The organism is Bradyrhizobium sp. HKCCYLS1011 (genome assembly GCF_051167795.1).
Classification (GTDB): Bacteria; Pseudomonadota; Alphaproteobacteria; order Rhizobiales; family Xanthobacteraceae; genus Bradyrhizobium.
Window position 1 is genome coordinate 480,151 of sequence record NZ_JBNPTT010000005.1, and the last position, 26,447, is coordinate 506,597.

Genomic DNA, 26,447 nt, shown 5'->3' on the forward strand with positions numbered 1-26,447 from the left:
ATGGGAGAAGTGGGGCAGGAGAGCAGGGATGGCGGACGCAACCAGCCAAAACACCGGCCAAGAGACCGGCCGGGAGCAGGCGGGTAGCCGGGCCGCGACGAGCGTAGCAGCCGAGCCGCGGCCTGCCTCGCGGCGGGTGGCGCAATGGATGCGTGACTATCATCCGCTGCCTGGAATTCCTGATGAGTTCATTGCCGCGGATGGCACGCCGCGCCCGGTCTGGTCCCGCTTCGTCGATACGTTCGCTGCGCTCGCACCGACTGACATCGAACGGCGCTTCGCCTCCGCCGACCGCCATCTGCGGGAGGCCGGCGTCACCTACCGGGCACCCGGTGAGGGGACCGAGCGGCTGTGGCCGCTCAGCCATCTGCCGCTTCTGATCGACGAGACGGAATGGGCCCAGCTCTCCGCCGGCATCATCCAGCGCGCCGAATTGCTCGATCGAGTCCTGCAGGATCTGTATGGCGAGGGGCGGCTGGTCGCGGAAGGTGCGATCCCTGCCGCCGCGATCGCGGGCTCGACTGAATATCTGCGTCCGATTGCGGGTATGAAGCCACCGGGCGGCCGCTTTCTCGGCATTTACGCCGCCGATATCGGCCGCGGGCCCGACGGCCGGTGGTGGGTGCTGAGCGACCGCACGCAGGCGCCATCGGGCATGGGTTATGCGCTGGAAAATCGCCTGGTGCTGTCGCGCGCCTTCTCCTCGCTCTACAAGTCCATGAACGTCGCGCGTCTTGCGCCGTTCTTCGAGTCCTTCCGCGATTCCTTGCGTGCCAGCGCCGACCGCGACGAACCGCGCATCGGCGTGCTGACGCCGGGCGCGTTCAGCGAGACCTATTTCGAGCACACCACCCTGGCGCGCTATCTCGGCTTCCTCCTGGTCGAGGGAGAAGATCTCACCGTCACAGGTGATCGCGTTCATGTCCGCACCGTCGCCGGGCTCAAGCGCGTCGACCTGCTGCTGCGGCGGGTCGATTCCAACTCGCTCGATCCGCTCGAACTCGATGCCGCCTCGCGGCTCGGCGTGCCCGGGCTGATCGATGTGTTGCGCAAGAGCGGCGTCGTGGTCGCGAACATGCCGGGCTCCGGCGTCCTGGAAGCGCGCGCGCTGCTCGGCTTTTTGCCGAGCCTGTGCCAGCGCGTGCTCGGCGAGGAACTCAAGATCCCGCATATCGCCACCTGGTGGTGCGGACAGAAGGCCGCGCGCGAAGAGGTGCTGTCGCGACTCGACGAGTTCGCGATCGCCGGCGCCTATGGCCGTGACGTGCCGGGTTTTGCCGGCGAGGGGCCGCTGCTTCCGAGCGAGCTGTCCTCCGCGGAGCGCGAGCGGTTGCGCGTAGCGATGGCCGAGCGCGGCGTCGACTACGTCGCCCAGGAGGTGGTGCGGCTGTCGACGACGCCGGTGTGGGAGCAAGGTAAGATCACGCCACGGCCCTTCGTGCTGCGGGTGTTCGCGGCCGCCACCCCCGACGGCTGGGCGATCATGCCCGGTGGCTTCTGCCGCATCGCCGACAAGCTCGATGCGCGCGCGGTGTCGATGGGCGACGGCGCCCGCGCCGCCGACGTCTGGGTGGTCGCCGACAAGGCTGTGCCCGCGCATACGCTGCTGCCGGGCTCCGACAGCGTGCGCATCCGGCGCATCGCCGGCGTGTTGCCGAGCCGCGCTGCCGACAATCTGTTCTGGCTCGGCCGCTATCTCGAACGCGCCGAGGCGACCTTGCGGCTGATCCGTGCGCTGGCCGCCCAGCAGCGCGATCCCGGCAGGGGCTCGCCTGCAATGCTTGCCGCGGCCGAACGCATCCGCCGGCTGCTGCTCGCCTGGGGCGCGATCGCGCAAGGTCCGCGTGGGCAGGATCCGCGTGCCGCCGTCGAGGCGCTGCAGGCCGAGGCGCAGTTCGGCTCGGCGCTGTCGCTGCTGCGCGCGGCGCAGCGCACCGCGACGTCGCTGCGTGAACGGCTGTCGCCGGATGCCTGGCAGATCATCGCGGAGATGCCGACCCGGCTTGCGCAACCGATCGACGACGATGATGGCCTCATCAGCGCGGCAGAGACAGGGCTTAGCGCATTGTCGAGCTTCGCGGGGCTTGCGCAGGAGAACATGAATCGCGCCGCCGGCTGGCGCTTCCTCGAGATCGGCCGCCGCGTCGAGCGCGGCATCAATACGCTGCGTTTCGCCCGCCAGTTCGGCTACGACGAGGCCAGCCCTGAGGACCTCGACATTCTGCTCACGCTGGTGGACTGCCAGATCACCTACCGCTCGCGCTATCTGATCGGACCGTTGCTCGCGCCGATCCGCGACCTCGTCGTGCTCGATCCCTATAATCCGCGCTCCATCGCATTCCAGGTCGAAGCGCTGAACGAGCACATCGCAAGCCTCCCGGTGCTGAAGGAGAACGGGTTGATCGAGCGCCCGCAGCGTCTGGCGGTGTCCCTGCAGGCCGCGCTGACCACGGCGGAGGCCGCGCATCTCGACACCAAGACGATGTTCGCGCTGGAACAGGATCTGCTCAACCTGTCGGACGCGATCGGGCAGCACTATTTCCCCCACGGGGCCCATGCCAGCCGGCCGGAAAAGCTGACGGGCCTGGCGTGATCTACGACATCCAGCACGTTACGACCTACGAGTATGAGAGCGCGGTGAGCTTCGCGCGCTGCACGCTGCGGCTCGAACCTCTCAATGGGGGCGGCCAGGAGCTGATCTCGCACAGCGTCGACATCCGTCCGCGCCCAGTCGAGCGCACCGCGCGCCGTGATTTCTACGGCACGCTGACCGAAAGCATCGTGATCGACAAATCGCATCGCAATTTGCGCATCGATTCGCGCTCGCGCGTGAAGCTGTCGCGCAAGCCGCCGGAGCGCAGCGCTTCGAGCCCAGCCTGGGAGAACGTACGCGAGGCGGCGTTTGCGGCGAGCAGCCTCGGCCCGTCCTCGCCGATCGGCTATGTCTTCGCCAGTGCGCTGGTGCCGATCCTGAAGCCTGCCACCGACTATGCGGCGGCGAGCTTTCCGGCATCGGCCGGCATTCTCACCAGCGCGGCCGATCTGATGCGCCGGATCCGCAATGAGTTCAGGTATGACCCCAAGGCGACCGTGATCTCGACACCGCTGACCGAAGTGTTCGGCAATCGCGCGGGCGTCTGCCAGGACTTTGCGCATGTCATGATCGCCGGCCTGCGCGGCCTCGGCCTGCCGGCCGCTTATGTCAGCGGCTATCTGCGTACGATCCCGCCGGAGGGACAGCAGCGGCTGCAGGGCGCGGACGCGACGCATGCCTGGGTGTCGCTGTGGTGTGGCGATGAGCTCGGCTGGATCGGCTTCGACCCGACCAATGATCTCATCGTCGCCAATGATCATATCATCCTCGGCATGGGCCGTGACTTCGCCGACGTTTCGCCAGTCGACGGCATCATCGTCGGCTCGCCGAAGCAGAAGCTCGGCGTCGCGGTCGACGTCATCCTGGTCGCGTGAGTTGCCGAGCAGGTTCCGATGTCGGGAACCTGCGGAACGATTTGCTGCAGTCGCGCTTTGATCACGCCGAGGGCAGGGGGACTGCTTGTTCCCTTTCCGAGCAATGGAGTGATCGACATGACACGTGTATCGGTTGTAGTTGGCTTGTTGGCCGCCTGTGTTGCCGGCAGTGCATCCGCGCAACCCCTTCCCAACCTCACCGGCACCTACCGCTGCATCCAGATGTGCCGCGACGGCATGATCGGCGCGCCGGCCTTCGTGACTCAGAACGGCGATGCCGTGAACCTGACCACCGAGACCGGCGAGTCCTATCGTGCCTGGCCGGACTGGAACGCCCCGTACAGTCGGTTGTGGATCGATGCGCGCGACGAAAGCGTGGTCTATTCGCCTGACGGCATGCGCATGCAGTTCGATGACGGCCGCGTCTGGCAACGTGAACTGCCGCCGCCGGTGATCGTGCGCCGGGCGCCGGTGGTGTACGGGCGGTAGTCCAATTTCTGACGTCATGCGGGGAGCGATGGCGACGACGCAATCCGGAGCTTCGCGCGAAGCTCTGGCTCGCTTCGCGGCGCTCGCGATGACGGGTGAGTTAGGTCTATGTCTCGGCACATCTCATCACCTGATGCTGGTGCATCGCCTATTCACCGCCGTCATCGTCCGCGAAGGCGGACGATCGAGTAACCACCGGCGGCGGTGATGATCGAGAGGCCACGGCGTACTGGATGCCCCGCATTCGCGGGGCATGACACCGGGTGTGCGGATATGTTCTCGCGACATGATATTGTCCGAGTCATGCTCATCGGCTCGACCCTCTTGTTAGCGAGAGGGCGCAGGGAACGCCGGGTGAGGGCCTCACCCATGGCCCGCCTGCGAAAAAAATGCAGGCGGCAGGTACCACAGGTGCAGCCGCAATCAACCCGGCATTCCCTGCGCGATGGTCTGACGGCTTATACGTGGTCTCCCTGGTGCGCCGGGCTTTCTGGCCACCATAGCCCATGCAATGCGAAGCATTGTCACGCGCGTAATACCAGCGTCGGGGTATCAGGACATCACGACTTCACCGTGCGCACCATGCTGTTCGTCGGCGCGATTGATCCCGCTGCAGCCTGATGCGCCCACCGCTCCCCGCGCTCCACGTTCGTGACGATCGCGATCCGCCCCTCTCAATGAGCACGGGAATGCCCAACAGAAGCACGATTTCTGGAAAAAAGAAATCTAATAATTTCGCGTCGGCGGCTTGACTGCGATGATCGAATTGATCGGCTTGGATAAATTAGTTTTTCGGCGTGGGACAATTGAAGAGCTCGGCGGCCGCTCACAAGCTAGCTTCGCGCTTCACTCGAACAAATCCGTCCGGCATCGATTTGCCTGACGGGCAATCGGAAAACACGGTCTCGTCCAGCGGAGCGCGCCCCAACGGCCATCATAGCAGGAACGGCAGCAGCATCTTTGTCCGCCGCTTGTAAGCTGGATATTGCGCGGGAAACTGCTCGCACATCAGCGCTTCCTCGCGGCGTGCGCAATAGATGAAGTAGGGCACCGACAACAGCAGCACGGGCAGCCACATCAGGCTGTATCCGATCACCGAGCCGAGCAACGCGACGAGGATGCCGGTGTAGATCGGGTGCCGGACAAACGCGTAGGGGCCGCCGGTCACCAATTCCGGATCTTCCTTCCGCGACATCGGCATGCCCCAGTTGCGTCCGATATAGAGCCGCGCCGCAATCGCGAAGCCGATGCCTAGTCCGGTCAACAACACACCAGTTGCCTGCACCAGCATGCTGCTCGGATGTTGGCTCAGCGCGGCCTGCAGCGCATGGCGAATGCCGGGGATTTGGACTGCGATGATAATCAGCGGGGCGATCGCCAATCGAATGGCCAGGTGCCGCCACCACCAGCCAGCGTCCCGGATACTGCGCTTGGCGTTCAGGGCCGAGATCCCCCAGTAGACGATGAAGACGAGCCAGAGCGCGGGGATGATCCAATGAAAAATCGGCATCAGCACGCGCCGCGCTGCAGGCAATGCTCGCGGCCCTCGACGTCGGTGCGGAAGGATTCGATGAAGCCGCCCTGGCGCTGGCTGACGAACACCGTCTTGCCGTCCTCGCCGCCGAAGGCGAGGTTGGTCGGCTGTTTCGCCTTCAATGCAATGTCGCGCTGGAGGCGCCCATCCGGCGTCAGCACCGCGATGGTGCCTTTGAGGATGCGGGCCACGAACAACCGGCCGCTGACATCGGTGCGCAGACCATCGATCGTATCAGGCTCGAACGTTTTGATCAGCTTCGGCTCGGTGAGCCTGTCGCCTGCGATGGCGTAGGACCAGATCTCGCCGCTGTTGGATTCCCCGACATACAGCGTCCGTCCGTCGGGACTGAGATCGATGCCGTTGGTGGTACCCATCGCGCGTGGCGCGGCCATGACGACCCCCTGCATGTTGCCGCTTGCGTCTCTCATGATCCGCCAGATCTGGCCGCTGCGGCCTTTCCAGTTCGGATCGCTCGCATAGATGGTGCCGTCGCGTGCCAGCGTGATGTCATTCGGCTGGTTCATCTGGTCGGAGTGGAACACCAGCCGCGGCTCGGCGCTGCCGCTCGCGATCGCGAAGATATTGTGCCTCTTATAGTCGGCGACGAACATCGTGCCGCCGGCATCGATGCGGATCGCATTGCCGATGCTGCCGTCGGGCAGTCCGGTGAACAGCTCCGAGGCGGTCGCTTCCGGGGCGAGCTTCCCGATCGTGCCGGGCTTGCCGAGATTGACGACGAACAGATTGCCGTCGCGATCGGCCGCGGGGCCTTCGATGCCGAACGTATATTCGCCTGCCGGCGTGATCTGCCTGCTCTCGAACAGTCTGGTCTGCACAGGCGCCGCGAGCACCGGCGCCAGTGCAATCAGGAGAGCAGCACCGCTACAGCGGAACCAGAAACTGCTGTTGGATGTAGTAGCCATCATCGTCCGTGCAGGTGCCGTTCAGGTACGTGTCGGCCGGCCGGAAGAACCGGCTGAAGCCGGGCTTACCGACAGCGTCCTTTTGTGTCACTACGACGACTTTACCGAACGGAATGTCTCCGCATTCCCGGCCATCGCGTGCGAAGAATTTTCGATGCGGCGGGCCGCCCGATTTGACCCGCATCGGGGTGCCCGGAACCATCTTGGCGACCATCTGGTCAGCCTGGTCAAGCAGTTTGGCGTAGTCCGGTTCCGTTTTGGGGAGATTTTCGCCACCAGGCGGCATCAGCCGCTCGGCACCGAGCCCGCGCAGCCGTTGGCGCAACCTGCCAGCCTCGGGATCTCCGGGATAGATCCAGCCATCCTGGGCCAGCATGAAGCGCAGCGCCGCCTGGTCCTTTTCCTGATCGGATTGGCCGGCCTTCAGGCCGAAATCGGAATGGCAGCTCATACAGTGCTTCTCGATCAGTCCCTTGCGCACGGATGTCAGTCGTGCCCGGCTGGCCGCATCGTCGGCGACAAAGCGCGCGAGCTGATCGATCAGCGCCGCACTCCTGGTGTCGCAAGGGAGCGCCGCCGGTGGATCGCCGCTGGTGCGATCGATCCGGATCACGGTCTGGTTCTTGTCCTCGACCAGCCAGATCGCGCCATCAGCGGCGACGGTCATCCCGACCGGCGCACCTTGTGGCCTGATGCCGTTGACGCGGTGCCAGCCCGAGATGATCTCGTCAAAGGCCGCCGCGGGCACGGGACCGGCCTCGGTCTGGAAGGCGCGCGTCGGCTCGGCGGCGCAACTGACGTGATAGCGCACCGGCGCTGCGCTCGGCTTCGGAAAGCCGTGATCATCGACCTCATAGGCCAAGAGCCGGCTGCCGGTCGGGCGATAGCCATGCAGGCCGATCAGCAGCCTGCCATCGAGCTCGGGGAATTTGTCGCCCTTGTAATAGAGCATGCCGAGCGGCGCGCCGTGCGGCGGCAGCAGCGAGAACGGTCGTTTGTAGGTCGCGTTGGTTTTGCAGAAATCCTTGTAGGGCCCCGATTGCAGCACCCGCTTGAATTCGGGGCTCGGCGTCGCGAGGTCGTAGCAATACGGCCAGCCATAATGCCGCCCCCGCTCGAGCGCGTTGATCTCCTCGTTCGGTGAAAAAACGTCCTGCAGGTCGCGGGCGTTCTCGCCTTGCAGGAAGGCGTAGCCGGACTCTGGAAAACGCGGATGCAGCGCCAGCGCCATCGAGTTGCGCAAGCCGCGCGCATAGACCTCATGCGACGGATTGGGATCGTCGGCTTTGAGCGCCGGAAAGATGCCGCCTTGCGGCGGTGTGAACATCCAGATTGCCGCCAGCGGCGCGTTGCCTTCGGCCGGCGCGCAGGGGCTCGTGATCGGCGCCGGCGTGAGGCAATTGTCGCTGTGCGAACCGACATTGACGAACAGGCGTCCGGTCCGGTCGAACACGAACTGCTTGAGCGAATGCGCGCTTTCCTCGATCTGGGTGCCGTCGGGCGGGGTCAGCCGGCGACCGGGGAGATCGTGAATGATGGTCTCGATCGTCGTCCTGGGTTGTGCGGCGAGCGGATCGAAGCGGAAAATGCTGGTGTCGGTCGAGCCATAGATTTTTCCGTCCGGACCGATCGCCAGCGCAAAGGGATAAGACAGCCGGGTGATGAGCTCCTTGATGCGGCTGCCCTCTGGCGCGGTCGGATCGAGCAGCAGCAGCCGGCCGTCCTCATGGCCCCAGCCGCCCATGTCGGCGACCACGAACTGCTCCCGTCCCGGGATCTGGACGATCGCGCGTGGGAATTTCAGCCCGTCATCGCGGCTTGCGACCAGGCCGGCGCAGAAACCGGCTTTCATGTCGAGCTGCAGCCTGGGGAATGACGACGCGCCGCTGCCGCATTGCCCGGGGCCAAGGGCATAGCCGCTTTTCAGGTCGGGTTGCGCCGAAGCGCTATCGACGACGGCTAGAAGCGCGACGATCAATGTACAAACCTTGATCATGATCGTGCGGGCAACGTTCGGCCGGACCAAGCAGACCTCCGCGAATCACCATGTGATGAGCGCAGATTGTATGTCGATCCGACCAGACCATTGCGACATCGCAGCCGCAACGGCGCGATCAGGGCCAAGTTGCCGTGATCTCATCGGCGCGATTGCGAATGCCGGGGCTCACGCCGCGGTCAGCTCGGGCGCCTGGCCCAGGCAATCCTTCCGCACCGCAAGCAGGCTGCGATGCAGCCAGGTCTTGATGGTCCCGACCGGGACGCCGAAGCGCTGCGATAGCCGGGTCCGGCTTTCACCCTCGAGATAGGCAAGTGTGAGCAGCCGCTGCCGCTGCTCCGGCAGCCGTGCCAAGGCTTCGCGCGCGATCGGCTCGGCCCGCGCATAGTCGAAATCGTCAGCGCTCGAGTCGGTCGGATCGGGCACCGATAGCGCCTCGTCCAATTCGGACATCGGCGCTGCCGCGGCGCGTAACGCATCGATGGCGGTGTTGCGCATGATCGTGCACATCCAGGTGATCGGGGAGGCGCGGGCCGGATCGAAGCTCTTGGCGTGGCGCCAGACCTTCAAATAGCCGTCCTGCAGCACGTCATCGATGTCGGTCGAGGCGGGCAGCAGCGCGCGCACCGTCTTGCGCATCTTGGTCCTGGTCTGCGCGTGGAGCTCGGCGAAGGCCAGTTCATCATGGGCCGCCACGGCCGCCAGCAGCGCACTGAGATGCGCGACACCGCCGCGCCGCTCCAAGAGCTGGGATTGCATCATCCTCTCCCTCGATTCCTGATGGGAAACGCGGAAGGAGAGGCGGTGGATCACCGCGGCAGTCGCGCCGTCATTCCTAGCTAGAGCCGGACGAACGGGCTGATCAGGCGGCCGAGCAGGCCGTGCATGCGCAAGTCACCGGTCATGGCGACCAGGCAGAGACAGGGGCCTTCATCGCCGACGACGGGACGATGGTCGACCTCGTCGTCGCCATAGTCGAAATCGCCAGGACCGTACCGGCCGCCATCGTGGCTGAAGCTGCCGTGCAGCACCAGAGTGAGCTCGGTGCTGGAATGGGAATGCTCCAACATCCGCGTGCCCGGCTCGGCACGCAGCAGGAACGCCCGCGATGGGCCGGCCCCGGAGAGCAGGATCGGCCGCATGCTCAGCCCGGGCGCAACGCGCCGACGCTTGCCGATCTTGCAGCGTTTGACCAGCTCCGGGAGATCGGCCAGCTCGGGATCGGCGCCGGCGGCTTTGTTGACTTGCGGCGCAGTCTTCGGCCTGCTGTCGATGCGCGCCATCACCGCGTCGAATGCGCCGCCCGCCATCGCGACCGGTGGGATCGCCTCGAGCGATGCTCCCGCGAGCTGCTCCATGGCGCGAACGAAGCGGCGGCATCGCGGGCAGTCCGCGACATGGACGCCGACGACCAGCTGCTCGGCCGCATCGAGCGCGCCCGTGGCGAAGTCGGCCAGCAGGTCTTCCGGCGGGTGATGGCTGATCGTCATGTCGCGTCGTCCAACAGCTCTCTCAGGCGATTCATCGCCAGTCTGATCCTCGATTTCACCGTGCCCATCGGCAGACCGAGCGCGGCGGCGATCTCCGAATGAGGCCGCTCCTCGATGAACGACAGGCGGATCACCGTGGATTGCTCGGCCGACAATCTTTCGATCGCGGCCGCCACCCGCGCGGTGTCCTCGACCCGCGACACGATCAGATCTGATGCCAGGTTCGGATCGGTCTCATCATCGCGCGCGCTCTCTTGACCGAGGCGGCCGTCGCGGGCCGCGCGCCGTGCGGCATCGATCCGCAGGTTGCGCGCAATGGTGAAGATCCATGCCGCCGCCCCGGCGCTGGCCGGATCGAACTGGGCGGCCTTGGTCCAGACAGCGACCATGGTTGACTGCGCAATCTCCTCGGCATCATCGGCGTTAGAGCCGGTTTTGATCAGAAATCCCTTGATCCGCGGTCCGAAGTACTCGAACAGGGCCTTGAACGCCGCACGGTCGCCGCGCGATGCGACGCGTCCAATCAATTCCGCCCAGTCCACGTTCGCGTTCGGCCTTCTGTTCGCGCAGCCCGACCTCACGCCGACCCGCGCCCGCAATGCTCCCCGCCGGGAGGATGCCAGGTTCCATCGCGCGACTCTAGCAGCTCGAATCCCTGTGGTCATCGTCCCGGTATGCCTGTTTCAGGACCGGAACGAATGAGCGCCAAGCTTGGATCACTTTGCCGGCAGAATTTTGTGGCTCGGGCCCGGATCGCCGGGCCAAGCCTATGTCTCGCCGCCTTATTGTCAGCCGGCCTTCCGCCGGTCCTGCTGCCCGGACGCGCCGGCGCGTAAATTCTGGAAGAACTTCTCGACCTCGCGCGCCAGGCTCGCGGCGGTCGTGTCAAGGTCGCCGGATGCCGCAAGCACGGAAGCCGCGGCGCTGCTGGTCTCGCCGATCGCATCGCGCAGCGAGCCGATATTGACCACCAAGGTCTGGTTGCCCTGTGCGGTCGACTGCGCATTGACCGAGATCTCGCGCGTCGCGGTGTCCTGTTGTGCGACCGCGTTGGCGATGTTGGAGGTGATCTCGTTGATGCCGCGCACCGCGCCGCCGATCTCGCGCACGGCCTCGACCGCGGTCTTGGTCGAGGTCTGGATCTGGCCGATATTGGCGCTGATCTCCTCGGTCGCCTTGGCGGTTTGTCCGGCCAAGGCCTTGACCTCGTGGGCGACGACCGCAAAGCCACGCCCGGCGTCGCCGGCGCGTGCCGCCTCGATGGTGGCGTTCAGCGCCAAGAGGTTGGTCTGCTCGGCGATGGTCTGGATCAGGGTCAGCACCCCGTCGATGCGCTGCGTCGCAGCGGCTAATCCCTCGATCTCCGAAATCGACCGCTCGGTGCGCTGCCCGGTCTGCTCGACCGCGCCGGCCGATTGCCGGATCTGCCGGCCGATCTCCTCGACCGAGGCCGACAGCTCCTCGGCGGCGCTGGCCACGGCCGAGACGTTGCCGGAGGCCTGCGTGGTGGCGCCGGCTGCGGCCAGCGCACGTTCATTGGCCTCGGTGGTCAGCCGGCTGATGGTCTCGGCGGTCCGGCGCATCGCAACCGCGTTCTGGTTCACTGTCTGCATCACGGCGCCGATCGCCTGGCGGAATTCCTCGACCGCCTGCTCGATGTGGCGGGCGCGCGCTTCGCGGACCTCGGCGTCGTCAGAGACTTGCGCATTGAGGTCGCGGTTATGCGCCATCGCCTCCTGGAACACGCAGATGGCGCGGGCGAGCTCGCCGATTTCGTCGGCGCGCTCGGCATGCGGCACCGTGACGTTCTCGGTGCCGGTCGCGACGTTGCGGATGGTCGCCGTAATCACCGACAGCGGCTTGGCGATCGCGCGCGAGATGATGATGACGCCGGCCACCACCAGCAGCATGGCGAGACCGCCGAGGCCGGTCAGCAGCAGCGAGAATTTCCGGTTGGTCTCGGTGTCCTCGGCAATGCGGCGACCGCGCTCGGCATAGACCTTGGACAGCGATTCAAGATCCTTGTTGAGCGCCGAGCGCACCGAACGATTGGCGTCGTTGTCGCCCCATTCGCGCCCCGCTGCCGGGCTGATCTCGTTGGCGCGGCGCACCAGCTCGGTGCGGAATTCGACGAACTGCTCGATGCGCTTCTTGAAGGTGGCGAATTGCTCGGCGTCATCAGCCTGCACGATGGCGTGCCATTTGGCGACGACGTCGAGAATCTCCTTGTTGAACTTCATCAGCCCCTCGCCGTATTTGCGCACGACGGCGGCATCGGTCGACATATAGACGCCGCGCGATTCCATCACGACGGCATAGACCAGCGAGTTCACGCGCTCGACGTTCAGCGCGGCGAGGTTCGCGGTCTGGATCGCTTGCGTCAGCTCGGACGCCCGACGCGAATTGTAGTCCGACAGCCATGTGATGGCGGCGGTCAAGAACGCAAACAGGGCGAAGATCGCGTAGAGCTTCACCGCAACCGAGTGGCGGCGAGTCATGGCTGGAGTCGACGGGTCGGACATCTTGGGGGCGGACATGCGGGCTCCTGTTCCGAGGCCGCAGGCGAGCTCGGGGCGTTGAGCAAAATATGCAATGTGGTCATGGAAAAAACGTTAAGGTGGGTCGTCGCTACCATACAACCGTCGTAAGATTGCTTATTAATTTCAAATGATTGTGGACTGCTGAGCTCTGGATCAGGGCTCGACGGCCGGGACGGAAACGGAGGCCGAGGGTGCGGTCATGCATACGGCGTCGGCCGAAAAGGACGGGGGTGCCCTGCGCGTCTTGTTTTGCCAAAGCCTTGTTCCGCCATCTCTTGTTCCGGCAAGGCTGATAGGTTTTGAATGCGAAGTCGTCCAAAGACGGATTGAGAGCCAATGGCCTATCGCCACGTCATCGCGTCCACCGTTTACGTCTTCCATGATCTGCGCGATCTCCTGGCCAAGGCGACCCCGCCGCGGTCCGGCGACCGGCTCGCCGGCCTCGCCGCCGACAGTGCCGAGCAGATGATCGCGGCGCGCATGGCTTTGGCCGACCTGCCGCTCGCACAGTTCCTGCAGGAGCAGGTGATCCCTTATGAAGATGATGAGGTGACGCGGCTGATCGTCGACAGTCACAATGCAGCCGCCTTTGCGCCGCTCGCATCGATGACGGTGGGCGGCTTTCGCGATTTCCTGCTGTCGGATGCGGCGACGTCGGACATGCTGGCGCGGCTGGCACCGGGCATCACGCCGGAGATGGCGGCGGCCGTCTCCAAGCTGATGCGCAACCAGGACCTGCTCCTGGCGGCAAAGAAGTGCCGGGTGAAGGCGGCGTTCCGCAACACGATCGGCCTGCCTGGCCGGATGAGTGTGCGCCTGCAGCCGAACCATCCCTTCGATGATGCCAAGGGCATCACCGCCTCGATCCTCGACGGCCTGCTGCTCGGCGCGGGCGACGCCTGCATCGGCATCAATCCCGCAAGCGACGATCCCGCTGTCATCGGTGGCCTGCTGCGCCTGTTGGACGAGATCATCGCGCGCGGCGCAATTCCGACCCAAGGCTGCGTGCTGACGCATGTGACGACCACCTTGCGGCTGATCGAGCAGGGCCTGCCGGTCGATCTGGTATTCCAGTCGATCGCCGGCACGGAGGCCGCCAATGCGAGCTTCGGCATCAATCTCGCGCTTCTGCGCGAGGGCTGTGAGGCCGGGCGCGCGCTGCACCGCGGCACCATCGGCGACAATGTCATGTATTTCGAGACCGGGCAGGGCTCGGCGCTGTCGGCCAATGCGCATCACGGTGTCGACCAGCAGACCTGTGAAGCCCGGGCCTACGCGGTGGCGCGCGCCTATCAGCCGCTGCTCGTCAACAGCGTGGTCGGCTTCATCGGGCCGGAATATCTCTATGACGGCAAGGAAATCATCCGCGCCGGCCTGGAGGATCATTTCTGCGGCAAACTGCTTGGCCTGCCGCTCGGGGTCGACATCTGCTACACCAACCATGCCGAGGCCGATCAGGACGACATGGACGTGCTCCTGACCTTGCTCGCCGCCGCCGGCGTCGCCTTCATCATGGGGGTTCCAGGCGCCGATGACGTGATGCTGAACTACCAGTCGACCTCGTTCCAGGACGCACTCTATGTGCGTGATTTGTTCGGTCTCAAGCGCGCCCCAGAATTCGAGGAGTGGCTGGTGCGGATCGGCCTTTGCGATCGAGAGGGCCGGCCTGCGGCTGGCAGCGGGCTGCTACCCGATTTTGCCGCGCGCCTGATCGCCTGATCCCGAGCGAGACCGGTCATCGTTCCACGCGGCATGAACATAAGTTATCCGCCGCGCGTCAAAGCGTCGCGAGATGATCGTCAAATATCCACGAAGAGGTGGCGCGTCGGGCAGCACGGCTTTATGCTGGCCCTGCTTTGCATGATGTCGCAAGGGACGATCGATGAGATTTGAAGGCATCGAGACCGCACGTCGTATTCTTTGCGTGTTTCCGCGCTATACGTCTTCGTTCGGCACGTTCGAATATGCCTATCCGCTGACGGATGGCGTGCAGGCCTTCATGCCGCCGCAGGGGCTGCTTCTGATCGCGGCCTATCTTCCGGAAGCATGGCAGGTCCGCTTCATCGACGAGAACATCCGGCCCGCGAGCAGGGACGACTTCGAATGGGCCGAAGTCGTGTTCGTCAGCGGCATGCACATCCAGCGTCAGCAGATCAATGACGTCGGCCGCCGCGCGCATGAATTCAATCTGCCGGTCGCGCTCGGCGGGCCCTCGGTCAGCGCCTGTCCGGACTACTACCCGAGCTTCGACTATCTTCATGTCGGCGAGCTCGGCGATGCCACCGACGATCTGATCCGGCTACTGTCGCGCGACGTGTCGCGGCCAGCGCAGCAGGTCGTCTTCACGACCAAAGAGCGCGTGGCCATGACCGATTTCCCGGTCCCGGCCTATGAGCTTGCGGAGGTGAAGAAGTACTTCCTCGGTAGCATCCAGTATTCCAGCGGCTGTCCGTATCAGTGTGAGTTCTGCGATATCCCGGGCCTCTACGGCCGCAATCCCCGGATCAAGGCGCCGCAGCAGATCATCGCCGAGCTCGACAAGCTCCGGGAGTGCGGCGTCAGCGGCTCGGTCTATTTCGTCGACGACAATTTCATCGGCAACCGCAAGGCGACGCTGGACCTGCTCCCGCATTTGATCGAGTGGCAGAAGCGCACCGGCTACGTGATGCGGCTCGCCTGCGAAGCGACGCTCAACATCGCCAAGCGGCCCGAGATCCTGGAGAAGATGAAGGAAGCCTATTTCATCACCATCTTCTGCGGCATCGAGACACCCGATCCCGATGCGCTGACGGCGATGCAGAAGGACCACAACATGATGGTCCCGATCCTGGAGGGCATCAAGACCATCAACAGCTACGGCATGGAGGTGGTGTCCGGCATCATCATGGGGCTCGACACCGACACGCCTGAGACCACGGATGCGCTGCTGCAGTTCATCGCGCAGTCGCACATTCCGCTGCTCACGATCAACCTGCTGCAGGCGCTCCCGAAGACGCCGCTCTGGGATCGCCTGGCGCGGGAGGGCAGGCTGGTCGATGACGACAGCCGCGATTCCAACGTCAAATTCCTGCTGCCCTATGAACAGGTGCTCGAGTCCTGGCGGCGCTGCATGGAGGAGGCCTACGAGCCGGAGAAATTGTTCGCGCGCTTCCAGCACCAGTGCGACCACACCTATTCCAATCGCATCAAGGTCCCCGTCAGTGACGAGATGAAGAGCTGGCCGAATGTCAGGCGCGGCCTGGTCATGATCGCCAAGATCTTCTGGAAGGTCGGCGTGCTCGGCGACTACAAGCGGCCGTTCTGGAGGTTCGCTCTCGGCCAGCTCAAGCGCGGCGAGATCGAAAACTTCATCGCGGTGTCGCTGATCGCGCACCATCTGATCATGTTCGCGCGCGCTGCCTCGCACGGCGACCAGAACGCCTCGAACTATTCGATCCGGCTGCGCGAGGCCTCGGTTCCCGCCGAATGAGCCGTCCGTGACAGAACCCGTATCAACCCCGGACAAACCGGGGTCGGTCACCCCGGCCTCCGAGCCGTCGCCGGGCAAGCCGCTTTTGTTGGCCGATCTGCGGGCCCTGACGCCGGCGCGTCTGGCGCTCGGACGTGCCGGCGCCAGCATGCCAACCCGTCCCTGGCTCGAATTCACCCTCGATCACGCGCGCGCCCGCGATGCGGTGCATGCGGCCTTCGAGCCTGCTCCGATCGTCGAAGGGCTATCGCAGCTCGATCTGGCCACGCTCACCGTCGCAAGCCGCGCGACGAATCGCAGGGATTATCTGAGCCGGCCCGATCTCGGTCGCAGGCTCGATTCGCTCTCAGCGCAGCGGCTCGCGTCGGCGGAGCAGGGTCGTGATGTCGTGATCGTGATCGGCGACGGGCTGTCGCCGAAGGGCGTTCATGCCCATGCAACTCCGCTGGTGCGCGCGCTGCTGCCGCGGCTTGCCGCCGCCGAGATCGCGGTGGGGCCGGTCGTTATCGCGAGCGGCGCCCGGGTCGCGCTCGGCGACGAGATCGGTGAGCTGCTCGGCGCGCGGCTGGTCGCGATGCTGATCGGAGAGCGGCCCGGGCTGTCGGCGCCCGACAGCCTCGGTGCCTACCTCACCTTCGCGCCGCGGATTGGCCGCAGCGATGCCGAGCGGAACTGCGTCTCCAACATCCATCGCGCCGGGCTGAGCTACGACGAGGCCGCGGCCAAGATCGCCTGGCTCGCGCGCGAGGGTTTGAAGCGACAGCTGACCGGGGTGGCGTTGAAAGACGAGAGCGATGGTACGCCGCAACTGCCGGTATGAAAAACGTCGTGGCAGAATCACGACGTATGCGGAAATTATGGGCTCTCTCCGACTTGTGTCACGTTGTGCGCTTGCGAGCGGCGCGACAGACCTGCTAGACGGGCGAAAGAATTTACGTATGTTTTCAAGGCTTAACATCGGCTTTGGGCCATAATGCGGCCAATCAATCTGCGCTGAGCGGCCGCATTTTTGCCATCTCCGCTCAGGCTTGAGCCAGGACCGAGCTTCAACAACTGGACAGGGCATGCTCGAAGTCAGACGCGACAATGAAGTCCATGTCGAAAAGGTCGAGACTCGGCCGCTCGGCAGCATCGCCTTCGGCCTGGAGCGGATCGGCCTGTTCGCCGTCAAGGCCCCGATCATCTCCTGCATCGTGCTGGTCGCCCTGATCATCGGCGCGGTGTTCGGCATCCAGCGCATCAAGATCGACGATTCGCTCAGCCAGCTGTTCCGCTCCGACAGCAAGGAATTCCACCAATATGAAGAGGTGACCAAGAAATTCCCGGCCGAGGAGTTCGACGTCCTGGTCGTGGTCGAAGGCAAGAACCTGCTGACGCGCGACAATCTGCAGAAGCTGCGGGACTTCGTGACTGACCTGCAGCTGGTCGACGGCACCCGCGGCCTGGTCTCGCTGTTCTCGGCCCGTCAGGCGCCGGCGCCCGGCAAGCTGCCGGCGGCGCTGTTTCCGTCCGAGCTTCCCGAAGGCGACGCCTACGACAAATTCATCGAGACGGTGAAATCCAACGAGATCATTCGTGGCAAGCTGCTGTCCGAAGACGGCACGCTCGCGCTGATCGTGCTGTCGCTCGACCCGAAAGTGGTTGCCAGCAGCGAGCTCGGCAAAGTCGTCGGCGACATCCGCAAGCTGATGACCGAGGATCTCGCCGATACCGGCCTCAACGTGCAGCTCTCCGGCGTCCCGGTGATGCAGCTCGAAATCCGCAACGCGGTCGAGCGCGACGGGCTGACCTACAACATCCTCGGCATTCTCGCCGGCTGCATCATCGCCATCATCTTCTTCCGTAAGATCTCCTTCATGGTCGTGGCGGCGTTTCCGCCCATGATCGCAATCCTGCTGGCGCTGGGGGCGCTCGGCTGGGCCAATTTCAATCTCAACATGTTCCTGAACGTGATGACCCCGCTCATCATGGTCATCAGCTTCTCGGACTCGATGCAGCTTACCTTTGCCGCACGCGACCGGCTGATTGCGGGACAGGACAAATACACCGCGTTCAAGAACGCGGTGCTCGTCGTCGGGCCGGCCTGCGTGCTGACCCATGCGACCGCCGGCATTTCCTTCATCGCGCTGCAATTCTCCGATTCCGACCTGATCCGCAAATTCGGCGAGGCGGGGCTCGCCGCGACCATCATCGCGCTGCTCGCGGTGCTGTCGCTGGTGCCGGTGTTCGGCGTGCTGTTCGTGCGCAACGAGCGTATCTTCGCGGTCAAATTCCAGAGCGCAGATGCCGGCGTGCAGGCGCTGCGCAATTTCTGCTACTGGATCGCGGTACGCATGGTCGGCCGGCCCGGCCTGTTCAGCCTGATCGCGGTCGTGTTCGTCGGCTCGCTCGCCGTGATCTACGCCAATCTCGAGCCGCGCTATCGGCTGGCCGACCAGGTGCCGGACAAGCGGCAGGCGGTGGCAGCCAGCGACCGGCTCGATGCCAAGCTGACCGGTGCCAATCCGGTGAACGTGCTGATCCAGTTTCCGAAGGGCGCCTCGCTCTACGCGCCGGAGACCTTGCAGACGATCGCCGACGTGCATGCCACGGTGGAGAAGACGGCCGGCGTCGGCAATGTGTGGTCGGTGGAGACGTTGCGGCGCTGGCTCGCCGAAAAGGCGGGAAGCGACGACGTCGCGACGCTGAAGGAATACGTCAACCTGATCCCCGAGCATCTGGTGCGTCGCTTCATCGACGCCGAGCAGGACGCGGTCGTGGTCGCAGGCCGTGTGCCTGACCTCGATTCCAGCCAGTTGCTGCCGGTGGTCGACAAGCTCGACCACGAGCTCGATGCAGTCCGGAAGGCACATCCCGGCTATGAGATCGCAGTCACCGGCCTCGCCGCAATCGCCGCGCGCAACTCGGCCAGCATGATCGAGAAGCTGAACCGCGGCCTCACGGTGGAGTTCGCGCTGGTGGCGATGTTCATCGGGCTCGCCTTCCGCTCCTGGGTGGTGATGTTCGCCTGCATCCTGCCGGGCATCTTCCCGGTGGTGATGTCCGGCACCCTGCTATGGGCGATGGGGGAGGGCCTGCAATTCGCTAGCGTGGTGGCGCTGACCGTCTCGTTCGGCCTCGGCCTCTCGGCGACGATCCACTTCCTCAACCGGCTAAGGCTGGAAAGCACGCCGGATGTGAGCGCGGCGGTGGCCGTCGAGCGCGCCACCGTGCTGGTCGGCCCCGCGCTGATCCTGACCACCGTGGTGCTGGCCTGCGGCCTCGTGGTGACGGTGTTTTCCGACCTGCCGTCGCTGCGCCTATTCGGCTGGCTCAGCGCGTTCTCGATGGTGGCGGCACTGGTCGCCGACCTCTTCATCCTGCGCCCGACCGCGATGTTCCTGATCAACATCGCGCAGAAGTTCAATCGCAAGGCGGTTTAGGGCGGCAGCCGAGCGACAGTCTCGGCCTCTGTTTGCGAATCTTGAAAGAGAAGCGGCTCCGACGATATCGGAGCCGCTGTTGCGAGACGTCTTGATGGTCGACCGACCGCTCAGGTCTTCGTCATCGTGATGTTGACGCCGCGGATCTCGCCCTTCGAGCTGATGCTCACGGTCTGCTTGTTGCCGTTGGTCCGCAGCGACAGGCTGGCGGCAAAGCCGGCGGCTTGCACGAACACCTCGATCTGGCCGTGGCCGGCGGTGCCCTGCAGCTCGCCGTTGACGTTACGGCTGGACTCGCTCCAATTGCCGGAGATGCGATCGCCCTGGCTGGTCACGTCGCTGGAGAGAATGAACTTGTAGCTGTCGCTGGCGCATTGCAGGCTCTGCTTCAGGTTTATGCCATCGACCTTGTAGTTGGCCTTGCAGCGGATGCGCTCGGTGGTCCCATCCGACAGCGCAACGGTACCTGTGCCCGACCAGTTGCCGTCGAAGCCGACAAAGGGGCCGCCGGATTGGGCATGGCCGGCGGACACCGACATCATGAGCGCAGCCGAAAGACCTGCTGCCTTGATGGTGCGTCCAGAGAGACTTGAGCCAAACAGTTTCATATCGAGTTTCCCATCCTAAATGACGCTCTTCCGCAAGACATGTCTCGCCGCATCGACCACTTAGTGTCTCCGCCGTGTGTGAGGTTCAAATGACAGCCGGACGGCACGCCGCGATCCGCAAAGCCGCAACACGCCCTCATGGTTCCGGCGGCGGCGCATCTAACGGTCTGCGCGGCATGCTTGCAACAGCCAAATGCGAAAAACCGCGCCTGTAAAATAATGCCCTAGTATCAAAAGCTTGTTTGTGCGAAAGGATCGACCCCCGAGCCGGTTTGGTTCGGAACTTTTGGGCGCAAATCTGGCCGCATTGGGCAGCGTTTCGGGCGCTGGGAGGGCTTGCGGCTCTTGCAAACCGAACGGTCGTTCCCGGACTCTGCGTCGGGCAATGGCCTGCTGTCGAATGAAGGAACACGATGCGTAAGATTTGTCTGGCACTTTCCCTGCTGTCGCTCTCCCTCTCCACCGGCGCTTATGCTCAGGGCGCTGGGCGCAGCGGTACGCCCGAGGAGCAGGCCGCCTGTACGCGTGACGTGCAGAAGTTCTGCCGGCCGGTGATGGATCAGGGCGATTTCACCGTTTTGGCGTGCCTGAAGGAAAACCGCGCCAAGATCAGCCAAGCCTGCGATCAGGTGCTGAAGAACCACAACCAATAAGCCTTAACTCTCCGAGCTTGGGTTAACGACCGCCGGCACGTTCGAAGTGCCGGCGGAGCCGCCCGCGCGCAGTTTGCATTGGTTTTGGCGGAATCTTCGCCTATATGAGACCGGCAAATCCTTCGCGATCGGCGAGGGACGGGCATTGTTGGCCCCCACGCCTGTCAACCTGATAGTTTGTTGTCCCTATGACCACCGCGAGCGATTTGCGATCCGGCAAGACACACCGGGACGAGAACTTTCCGGTGGCCTCCTGGATCATCCGTCCGGAGCACCGGCCGCTGATCCTCGCTTTCTACAATTTCGTCCGCACTGCCGACGACATCGCCGATCATCCCTCGCTTGCGGCGAATGAAAAGCTGCGACTGCTCGACCTGCTCGAGGCTGAGCTTGCGGGGCAGGGCGACACTCAGGACGTGGCGGTCGCGTTGCGCCGCGCCTTCGCTGCTCGCGCAATGCCGCCGCGCCATGCGCTCGATCTCTTGGCCGCCTTCCGCATGGATGTGACGAAGCTGCGCTACGAGAACTGGGACGAGCTCATCCACTACTGCCGCTATTCGGCGATGCCGGTCGGGCGTTTCCTGCTCGATGTGCATGGCGAGAGCATTGCGACCTGGCCTGCCTCCGACGCGATCTGTGCCGGTTTGCAGATCAACAACCATCTTCAGGATTGCGGCAAGGACTACAAGGCACTCAACCGCGTCTATCTGCCGCGCGACACGCTTGCCGAATTTGGCGCCACGGTCGAGATGCTTGGCGAGCCCAAGGCGTCGGCACCGCTGCTCGCCTGTCTGCACAAGCTTGCCGCGCGCAATGCGGCCTTGCTCGATGAGGGCCGGGACTTGAACAGCGGCGTCAAGGATTTCCGCCTCGGGCTTGAGATTGCTCTGATCCAGGCCTTCGCGGATCGCATCGTGCGCATGTTACGGGAGCGCGACCCCTTGAGCGAACGCGTCCATCTCAGTCCGCTCGAACTGCTCGGCTGCAGCATCAGCGCCGTCGCAGGCGAAACTGGCCGCCGCATGGTCGGACGTCATCCTGCGTCGAAATCGGCGGCCGGCGCATGACCCTCGAAGCCACGGCCGAAACCACCGACTACGAAGCCGCCGCCTCCGGCAGCTCGTTCTACGCCGCAATGCGGATCCTGCCGCGCGCGCAGCGCCAGGCGATGCTGCAGATCTACAGCTTCTGCCGCCAAGTCGACGACATCGCCGATTCCGACGGACCGCGCGAGGAGCGGCTGGCCGCGCTGCAGCACTGGCGCGACGATATCGACGCGCTGTATCAGGGCCATCCGCCGCAGCGGCTGCGCGACTTCGTCGATACTGTCAGGACGTTTGGGCTGAAGCGCGAGGACTTTCTGGCCATCATCGACGGCATGGAAATGGACGTGCCGCAGGACATCCGCGCGCCGGACTTCGCCACACTTGATCTCTATTGCGATCGGGTGGCCAGTGCGGTCGGGCGCTTGTCGGTGCGTGTGTTCGGCATGCCTGAGGAGGACGGCATCCTGCTCGCGCACCATCTTGGGCGCGCGCTGCAGCTCACCAACATCCTGCGCGACATCGATGAGGATGCGCAACTCGGCAGGCTCTATCTGCCGCGCGAGGCGCTGCTGCATGCCGGCATCACCGGTAACGATCCCGCCAAGGTGACCGCCGACCGCGCGCTGCCAAAGGTCTGCAATTCGCTTGCGGTGCACGCCAAGGCGCATTTCGAGAAATCCGACGAGATCATGAAGCGCAACCGCCGCCGCGCGGTGCGGGCGCCGCGGATCATGTCGAAATATTATCGCGCCGTGCTCGATCTCTTGCTGGCCCGCGGCTTTGCGCTCCCGCGCGAGCCGGTGCGCGTGAGCAAGGCCACCAAGCTCGGCATCATCCTCCGCTATGCTTTGATCTGATGCAGAAAACCGCCCACATCATCGGCGCCGGGATCTCCGGCCTTTCCGCCGGCGTGCGGCTCGCCAACTCCGGCTATGTCGTGCATGTCCACGAGGCGACGCAGCAGATCGGCGGCCGCTGCCGCTCCTATTACGACGCCGCGACCGATCTCGTGATCGACAACGGCAACCACCTGCTGCTGTCCGCCAACCATCATGTGCTCGCTTACGCCAGGACGATCGGGTCTGAGGCCGGCCTGGTTGGGCCAAAGCAGGCGCAGTTTGCCTTCGTCGATATCAGGACCGGTCAGCGCTGGCTGCTCGATCTCGGCAACGGCCGGCTGCCGCTCTGGGTGTTCGACGAGAGCCGGCGCGTGCCGGATACCGCCTTGCGCGATTATCTCGCGCTGTCTCCGCTGATCTGGGCCGGCACGGACAAGACGATCGGCAGCACCATCGCCTGCAAGGGTACGCTGTATGACCGCCTGGTGCAGCCGCTGCTGCTGGCGGCGCTCAACTGCGATCCGCCGGAGGGCTCGGCGGGGCTGGCCGGCGCGATCGTCCGCGAGACCCTGCTCGCCGGCGGGCAGGCCTGCCGGCCGCTGATCGCGCGTGACGGTCTGTCCGGTGTCCTGATTGATCCGGCGGTGAAGTATCTCGAAGGGAAGGGCGGCAGCGTTCGCATCGGTCGCGAACTGCGGGGCTTGCAGAGTTCTGGCGGCAGCGTCACGGGACTCACCTTCGGCGGCGACGAGACGATCGCTTTGGGGCCGGACGATGTGGTCGTGCTGGCGGTGCCGCCGCGCTCGGCCGCGACCTTGCTGCCGGGGCTGACGGTGCCGACTAAATTCCGCGCCATCGTCAACGCGCATTTCAGGATCGACCCGCCGCGCGATGCGCCGCCGATTCTCGGTGTGATCGGGGGATTGGTCGAATGGCTGTTCGCATTCCCGCAGCGGCTGTCGGTGACCATCAGCAATGGCGACCGCTTGGTTGATCAGCCGCGCGAGGAGCTTGCCTCCGCGATCTGGGCTGACGTCCGCAAGGCCGCCGGGGGTCCGGCAGAGCTGCCGGCCCAACTGCCGCCCTGGCAGATCGTGCGCGAGCGGCGGGCCACCTTCGAGGCGACGCCGGAGCAGCATGCGCTCCGGCCTGGCCCGAAGACGGCGTTCAAGAATCTGGCTCTGGCCGGCGATTGGACCGATACTGGGTTACCGGCCACCATCGAGGGTTCGGTGCGTTCCGGCGACCGTGCCGCGGACCTCATCCTGGCAAGCCGCTGAACCGTCGGCGCGGCTGCGCCACATTGGGGTCGATTCGGTCTCGTAAATGCACGGCAGGGCAGGCCGCGGCGGCATGAGCTTTGCTTGGTTCCACAACGGGGCGAGGCTAGCTGCCGCAATCCCGGGCTTTCGTGGAAGCGCAGGACCAAATGGCAACACCGGACGAAAAACGCATGTCGGATAACCGCACTGCGGCGTAAACGGGGTTTCCTGGCGGATTTTTTCTGCGTAATTCTCAGGTTTGTGAATGCTTTCCCGCGTCGGACGCCGCCGCGGTCGAGAGCTTGGGATGAGAGATAGCAGGGTGTCAGGGGTCGGATTGTGAAGTTGGGGATGGGGGACAGAACGTCCGCGGATCGCCCGATTGATCCGCGACCGGTCTTGGTTGTGACTGGTCTGGTGCAGGAAGCCCGCATTGCGGCCGGTCCTGGAATGATGGTCATCTGCAGCTCGAGCGATCCGCAGCAATTGCGCTCGCTGCTAACCGTGTTCGACCCGACCTCGATCCGCGGCGTCATCAGTTTTGGCGTGGCCGGGGGCCTCGACCCGTCGTTGAAGGCCGGTGACATCGTGGTGGCGACGGAGGTCACCGCAGGCGACGCACGCTGGCTGGCCGGGCTGTCCTTGAGCGAGGCTCATATCGCGCGCGCGGCCTTGGGTCGGCGCCGGGTGGTGCGCGGTGTGCTGGCGGGAGCGGAAGAGGTCGTGGTGGCGCAGGCCCGCAAGGCGGCGTTGCGGAGGAGCACCGGCGCCGCTGCTGTCGATATGGAGAGCCATATCGCCGCCGCTTACGCCACCGAATGCGGCCTGCCGTTCGCGGCGCTGCGGGTGATCTCTGATCCCGCCCATCGGACGCTGCCGTCGCTGGCCAAGGATGCGATCAAGCCCAACGGGGACATCGACCTGCCCTTGATCCTGCGCGGGGTGGCGCGCAATCCGCGGGTGCTTCGTGGATTGGTCTCGACCGGCATCGAGTTCAATCTCGCGCTGCGGTCGCTGCGCGGGGCCCGCGACTTCCTGCTGAGCAGCCTGTTGGGGGCTGACGCATTTGCCGAGACCGAGGCGCTGGCCGCCGCAGAGGTGTGACATCCTTCCCGGACTTTGGAGCAAGACATCAGCGCTTGCGGCCGAAGTCGACCGCGATGACGACGGTCATCTCCTTCGGCGCAGGGTCGAAAGGAACGCTGGCGCGAATGGTCTTCAGCGCGCTGGCGTCGAGCCGGGGCTCGCCACTGCTGGTGACGATCTTCAGCGTTTCCGGGCGGATCTCGCCGCTGCGCAGGATCGCAAACGACACCGTTGCGGTGCCCTGAAGCCCGGCCCGGCGGCCGTCGTCGGGGTAGACCAGATGGACCTGCACCTTCTTCGACAATAGTTTGACGTAGTCCCGCAGCAGCTCGATCTCGGTCGGGCGATCGGGCTGAATGGTCTGGGCGGTCTGTTGTTGCTCGGTGCCGGTCATGGTGTTGACGCCGGTGCCGGCCGACTTTGCCTCGGCTGGTGGCTGCGGCTTCTGCTCCGTCGGCTGCGGCGCGGGTGGCGGCAGCGCCGCCTCCGGATTGTCGACAGGATGCTGCTCAGCCGTCTCTGCAGGAGGCGCCTGCACCGGCTGTGGCGGGGCGGACTTGTCCTGCTCAGCGGCACCCTTGATCTCCTGTTGAACCTGCTGCTCGGTCTGGCTGTCCGCAATGGCGCCCTGCAACTCGACCACCAGGGTCGGTGGCTCATCCGGTGGAGTGGCCAGGGTGTACCAAACGAACGGCGCGGCTGGCGCCGCATGGATCAGCAGCGATGCGGCGATGCCATGCCAGATCGTGAAGCGCGACCTCCGGCTTGTGCTCGTCTTGGGCATGGCGCCTGTCCCGGACAACGCCGTTACCGGGACGTGCTTTGGGTCTGCACGGCGATCTTTGAGAAGTTGAGCCGCCTGAGGAGATCGGCGACGTCGACGAAGTTCTGGAATTGGGTGGTACGGTCTGCGCGGACCAGGAACGACGTATCGGCCGGCAGCGCCTTGATCCGGCCCTCCAGTTCGTCCTTCTCCACCGGCGCGCCGTCGAACGCGAGCGCACCACTGGCGGAGATTTCGATGGCGATGTCCTTGTGCTTTTCGACCTTGGTCTGTGACGCCTGAGGCAGGGCAAGCGGGATGCGGCCGGTGGCGATGAAGTTCGCCGTGGTCAGCACCATGGTCAGCAGCACCAGCATGATGTCGACGAACGGAATGACGTTGAGGGTCTCGAACGGCTCGTCATCCACGCGCGATCTCCCACTGCATCAGCATCACCTTGGCCTTGCGCAGCAGCGCATTGTAGGAAACCACCGACACCAGCGCCACCACGAGACCGACCGCGGTGGCCTTCAACGCCAGCGCCAGGCCGACCATGATCTTGCTGGCATCCGCGGAGGCATCGAGGCCCATGTTGTAGAAGGTCAGCATGATGCCGAGCACGGTGCCGAGCAGGCCGATATAAGGCGCGTTGGAGGCGACCGAGGCGACGACGGTGAGGCGCCGGGTCAACTCCAGCTCGAGCGCCTTGATGTTCGTGAAGCTGTGCACATCAACGGCACGGTAGAACAAGATCCGTTCGAGGACGATGGCGACGACGATAACGCTCAAGGCGATCAGAAGCCCGATGACGCCGAAATCAATCGCGGCCGACAGCCATTGCATCTCCATGCCGATA

Annotated in this window: 23 protein-coding genes; 12 read left to right on the top strand and 11 right to left on the bottom strand. The window is 64.8% G+C overall.

Going from position 1 to position 26,447, the window contains the following annotated elements:
- Window positions 1-28: 28 nt before the first annotated feature.
- The 3 genes from ACQR1W_RS19235 to ACQR1W_RS19245 all read left to right on the top strand — a co-directional run bounded on the left by ACQR1W_RS19235 (window position 29) and on the right by ACQR1W_RS19245 (window position 3,957).
- Window positions 29-2,593: a circularly permuted type 2 ATP-grasp protein gene (locus ACQR1W_RS19235; protein WP_434852258.1), complete on the top strand. Its 2,565-nt coding sequence runs from the start codon at window positions 29-31 to the stop codon at window positions 2,591-2,593.
- Window positions 2,590-3,468: a transglutaminase family protein gene (locus tag ACQR1W_RS19240; RefSeq protein WP_434852259.1), complete on the top strand. Its 879-nt coding sequence runs from the start codon at window positions 2,590-2,592 to the stop codon at window positions 3,466-3,468. The genes ACQR1W_RS19235 and ACQR1W_RS19240 overlap by 4 nt, the downstream gene beginning before the upstream one ends.
- A 108-nt stretch (window positions 3,469-3,576) precedes the next feature.
- On the top strand, window positions 3,577-3,957 hold the full coding sequence (locus tag ACQR1W_RS19245) for a hypothetical protein (RefSeq protein WP_008969051.1): 381 nt from the start codon (window positions 3,577-3,579) through the stop codon (window positions 3,955-3,957).
- A gap of 934 nt (window positions 3,958-4,891) precedes the next feature.
- Here ACQR1W_RS19245 and ACQR1W_RS19250 read toward each other — a convergent pair.
- The 7 genes from ACQR1W_RS19250 to ACQR1W_RS19280 form a co-directional block, all read right to left on the bottom strand.
- A complete protein-coding gene (locus tag ACQR1W_RS19250) occupies window positions 4,892-5,467 on the bottom strand; it encodes a methyltransferase family protein (protein WP_434852260.1) in 576 nt (191 codons plus the stop codon).
- The gene (locus ACQR1W_RS19255) at window positions 5,467-6,417 is read right to left on the bottom strand and encodes an SMP-30/gluconolactonase/LRE family protein (protein WP_434852261.1); all 951 of its coding nucleotides are present in this window, start codon (window positions 6,415-6,417) and stop codon (window positions 5,467-5,469) included. The genes ACQR1W_RS19250 and ACQR1W_RS19255 overlap by 1 nt, the downstream gene beginning before the upstream one ends.
- On the bottom strand, window positions 6,377-8,443 hold the full coding sequence (locus tag ACQR1W_RS19260; protein ID WP_434852262.1) for a PQQ-dependent sugar dehydrogenase: 2,067 nt from the start codon (window positions 8,441-8,443) through the stop codon (window positions 6,377-6,379). The genes ACQR1W_RS19255 and ACQR1W_RS19260 overlap by 41 nt, the downstream gene beginning before the upstream one ends.
- Before the next feature lie 138 nt (window positions 8,444-8,581).
- Window positions 8,582-9,172, bottom strand: coding sequence for an RNA polymerase sigma factor (locus tag ACQR1W_RS19265; protein WP_434852263.1), 591 nt, complete (start codon window positions 9,170-9,172; stop codon window positions 8,582-8,584).
- An 80-nt stretch (window positions 9,173-9,252) separates the two neighbouring features.
- A complete protein-coding gene (locus ACQR1W_RS19270) occupies window positions 9,253-9,903 on the bottom strand; it encodes a ChrR family anti-sigma-E factor (RefSeq protein ID WP_434852264.1) in 651 nt (216 codons plus the stop codon).
- Entirely contained in the window at window positions 9,900-10,445 is a 546-nt protein-coding gene (locus ACQR1W_RS19275; protein WP_434852265.1) for a sigma-70 family RNA polymerase sigma factor, read from the bottom strand. The genes ACQR1W_RS19270 and ACQR1W_RS19275 overlap by 4 nt, the downstream gene beginning before the upstream one ends.
- Before the next feature lie 246 nt (window positions 10,446-10,691).
- Window positions 10,692-12,440 (bottom strand): methyl-accepting chemotaxis protein, encoded by a 1,749-nt coding sequence (locus ACQR1W_RS19280; protein WP_434852266.1) that lies wholly within the window; start codon window positions 12,438-12,440, stop codon window positions 10,692-10,694.
- A gap of 339 nt (window positions 12,441-12,779) precedes the next feature.
- On the opposite strand from ACQR1W_RS19280, the gene ACQR1W_RS19285 reads away from it, so the two are divergent.
- The 4 genes from ACQR1W_RS19285 (at window position 12,780) to ACQR1W_RS19300 (ending at window position 19,334) form a co-directional block, all read left to right on the top strand.
- Window positions 12,780-14,162: an ethanolamine ammonia-lyase subunit EutB gene (locus ACQR1W_RS19285; protein WP_434852267.1), complete on the top strand. Its 1,383-nt coding sequence runs from the start codon at window positions 12,780-12,782 to the stop codon at window positions 14,160-14,162.
- A 163-nt stretch (window positions 14,163-14,325) separates the two neighbouring features.
- Window positions 14,326-15,912 carry a B12-binding domain-containing radical SAM protein gene (locus ACQR1W_RS19290; protein ID WP_434852268.1) on the top strand — a complete coding sequence of 529 codons (1,587 nt, stop codon included), beginning with the start codon at window positions 14,326-14,328 and terminating at the stop codon, window positions 15,910-15,912.
- Window positions 15,913-15,997: 85 nt separating this feature from the next.
- On the top strand, window positions 15,998-16,732 hold the full coding sequence (eutC, locus tag ACQR1W_RS19295; protein WP_434852498.1) for an ethanolamine ammonia-lyase subunit EutC: 735 nt from the start codon (window positions 15,998-16,000) through the stop codon (window positions 16,730-16,732).
- Between the two features lie 244 nt (window positions 16,733-16,976).
- On the top strand, window positions 16,977-19,334 hold the full coding sequence (locus ACQR1W_RS19300) for an efflux RND transporter permease subunit (RefSeq protein WP_008966625.1): 2,358 nt from the start codon (window positions 16,977-16,979) through the stop codon (window positions 19,332-19,334).
- 110 nt (window positions 19,335-19,444) lie between these two features.
- Here the strand turns inward: ACQR1W_RS19300 and ACQR1W_RS19305 are convergent, their stop codons facing one another.
- The gene (locus ACQR1W_RS19305; protein WP_008966624.1) at window positions 19,445-19,942 is read right to left on the bottom strand and encodes a hypothetical protein; all 498 of its coding nucleotides are present in this window, start codon (window positions 19,940-19,942) and stop codon (window positions 19,445-19,447) included.
- 413 nt (window positions 19,943-20,355) lie between these two features.
- Here ACQR1W_RS19305 and ACQR1W_RS19310 point away from each other — a divergent pair, with 413 nt between their 5' ends.
- The 5 genes from ACQR1W_RS19310 (at window position 20,356) to ACQR1W_RS19330 (ending at window position 24,846) form a co-directional block, all read left to right on the top strand.
- The gene (locus ACQR1W_RS19310) at window positions 20,356-20,595 is read left to right on the top strand and encodes a hypothetical protein (RefSeq protein ID WP_008966623.1); all 240 of its coding nucleotides are present in this window, start codon (window positions 20,356-20,358) and stop codon (window positions 20,593-20,595) included.
- Between the two features lie 188 nt (window positions 20,596-20,783).
- On the top strand, window positions 20,784-21,662 hold the full coding sequence (gene hpnC, locus ACQR1W_RS19315) for a squalene synthase HpnC (protein WP_434852269.1): 879 nt from the start codon (window positions 20,784-20,786) through the stop codon (window positions 21,660-21,662).
- Window positions 21,659-22,498 (top strand): presqualene diphosphate synthase HpnD, encoded by an 840-nt coding sequence (hpnD, locus tag ACQR1W_RS19320; RefSeq protein ID WP_434852270.1) that lies wholly within the window; start codon window positions 21,659-21,661, stop codon window positions 22,496-22,498. The genes hpnC and hpnD overlap by 4 nt, the downstream gene beginning before the upstream one ends.
- Entirely contained in the window at window positions 22,498-23,760 is a 1,263-nt protein-coding gene (gene hpnE / locus ACQR1W_RS19325) for a hydroxysqualene dehydroxylase HpnE (RefSeq protein ID WP_434852271.1), read from the top strand. Before hpnD ends, hpnE begins: the two co-directional genes overlap by 1 nt.
- A gap of 321 nt (window positions 23,761-24,081) precedes the next feature.
- Window positions 24,082-24,846, top strand: coding sequence for a phosphorylase (locus ACQR1W_RS19330; protein WP_434852272.1), 765 nt, complete (start codon window positions 24,082-24,084; stop codon window positions 24,844-24,846).
- A 28-nt stretch (window positions 24,847-24,874) separates the two neighbouring features.
- Here the strand turns inward: ACQR1W_RS19330 and ACQR1W_RS19335 are convergent, their stop codons facing one another.
- Genes ACQR1W_RS19335 through exbB form a run of 3 tightly spaced genes read right to left on the bottom strand, consistent with a single transcriptional unit; the run spans window position 24,875 to window position 26,440 of the window.
- Window positions 24,875-25,612 carry an energy transducer TonB gene (locus ACQR1W_RS19335; protein ID WP_434852273.1) on the bottom strand — a complete coding sequence of 246 codons (738 nt, stop codon included), beginning with the start codon at window positions 25,610-25,612 and terminating at the stop codon, window positions 24,875-24,877.
- Between the two features lie 23 nt (window positions 25,613-25,635).
- Window positions 25,636-26,019: an ExbD/TolR family protein gene (locus tag ACQR1W_RS19340; protein WP_434852274.1), complete on the bottom strand. Its 384-nt coding sequence runs from the start codon at window positions 26,017-26,019 to the stop codon at window positions 25,636-25,638.
- Complete coding sequence (exbB, locus tag ACQR1W_RS19345; RefSeq protein ID WP_434852275.1) at window positions 26,012-26,440, bottom strand: TonB-system energizer ExbB; 429 nt, start codon at window positions 26,438-26,440, stop codon at window positions 26,012-26,014. The genes ACQR1W_RS19340 and exbB overlap by 8 nt, the downstream gene beginning before the upstream one ends.
- Between the last annotated feature and the right edge of the window lie 7 nt (window positions 26,441-26,447).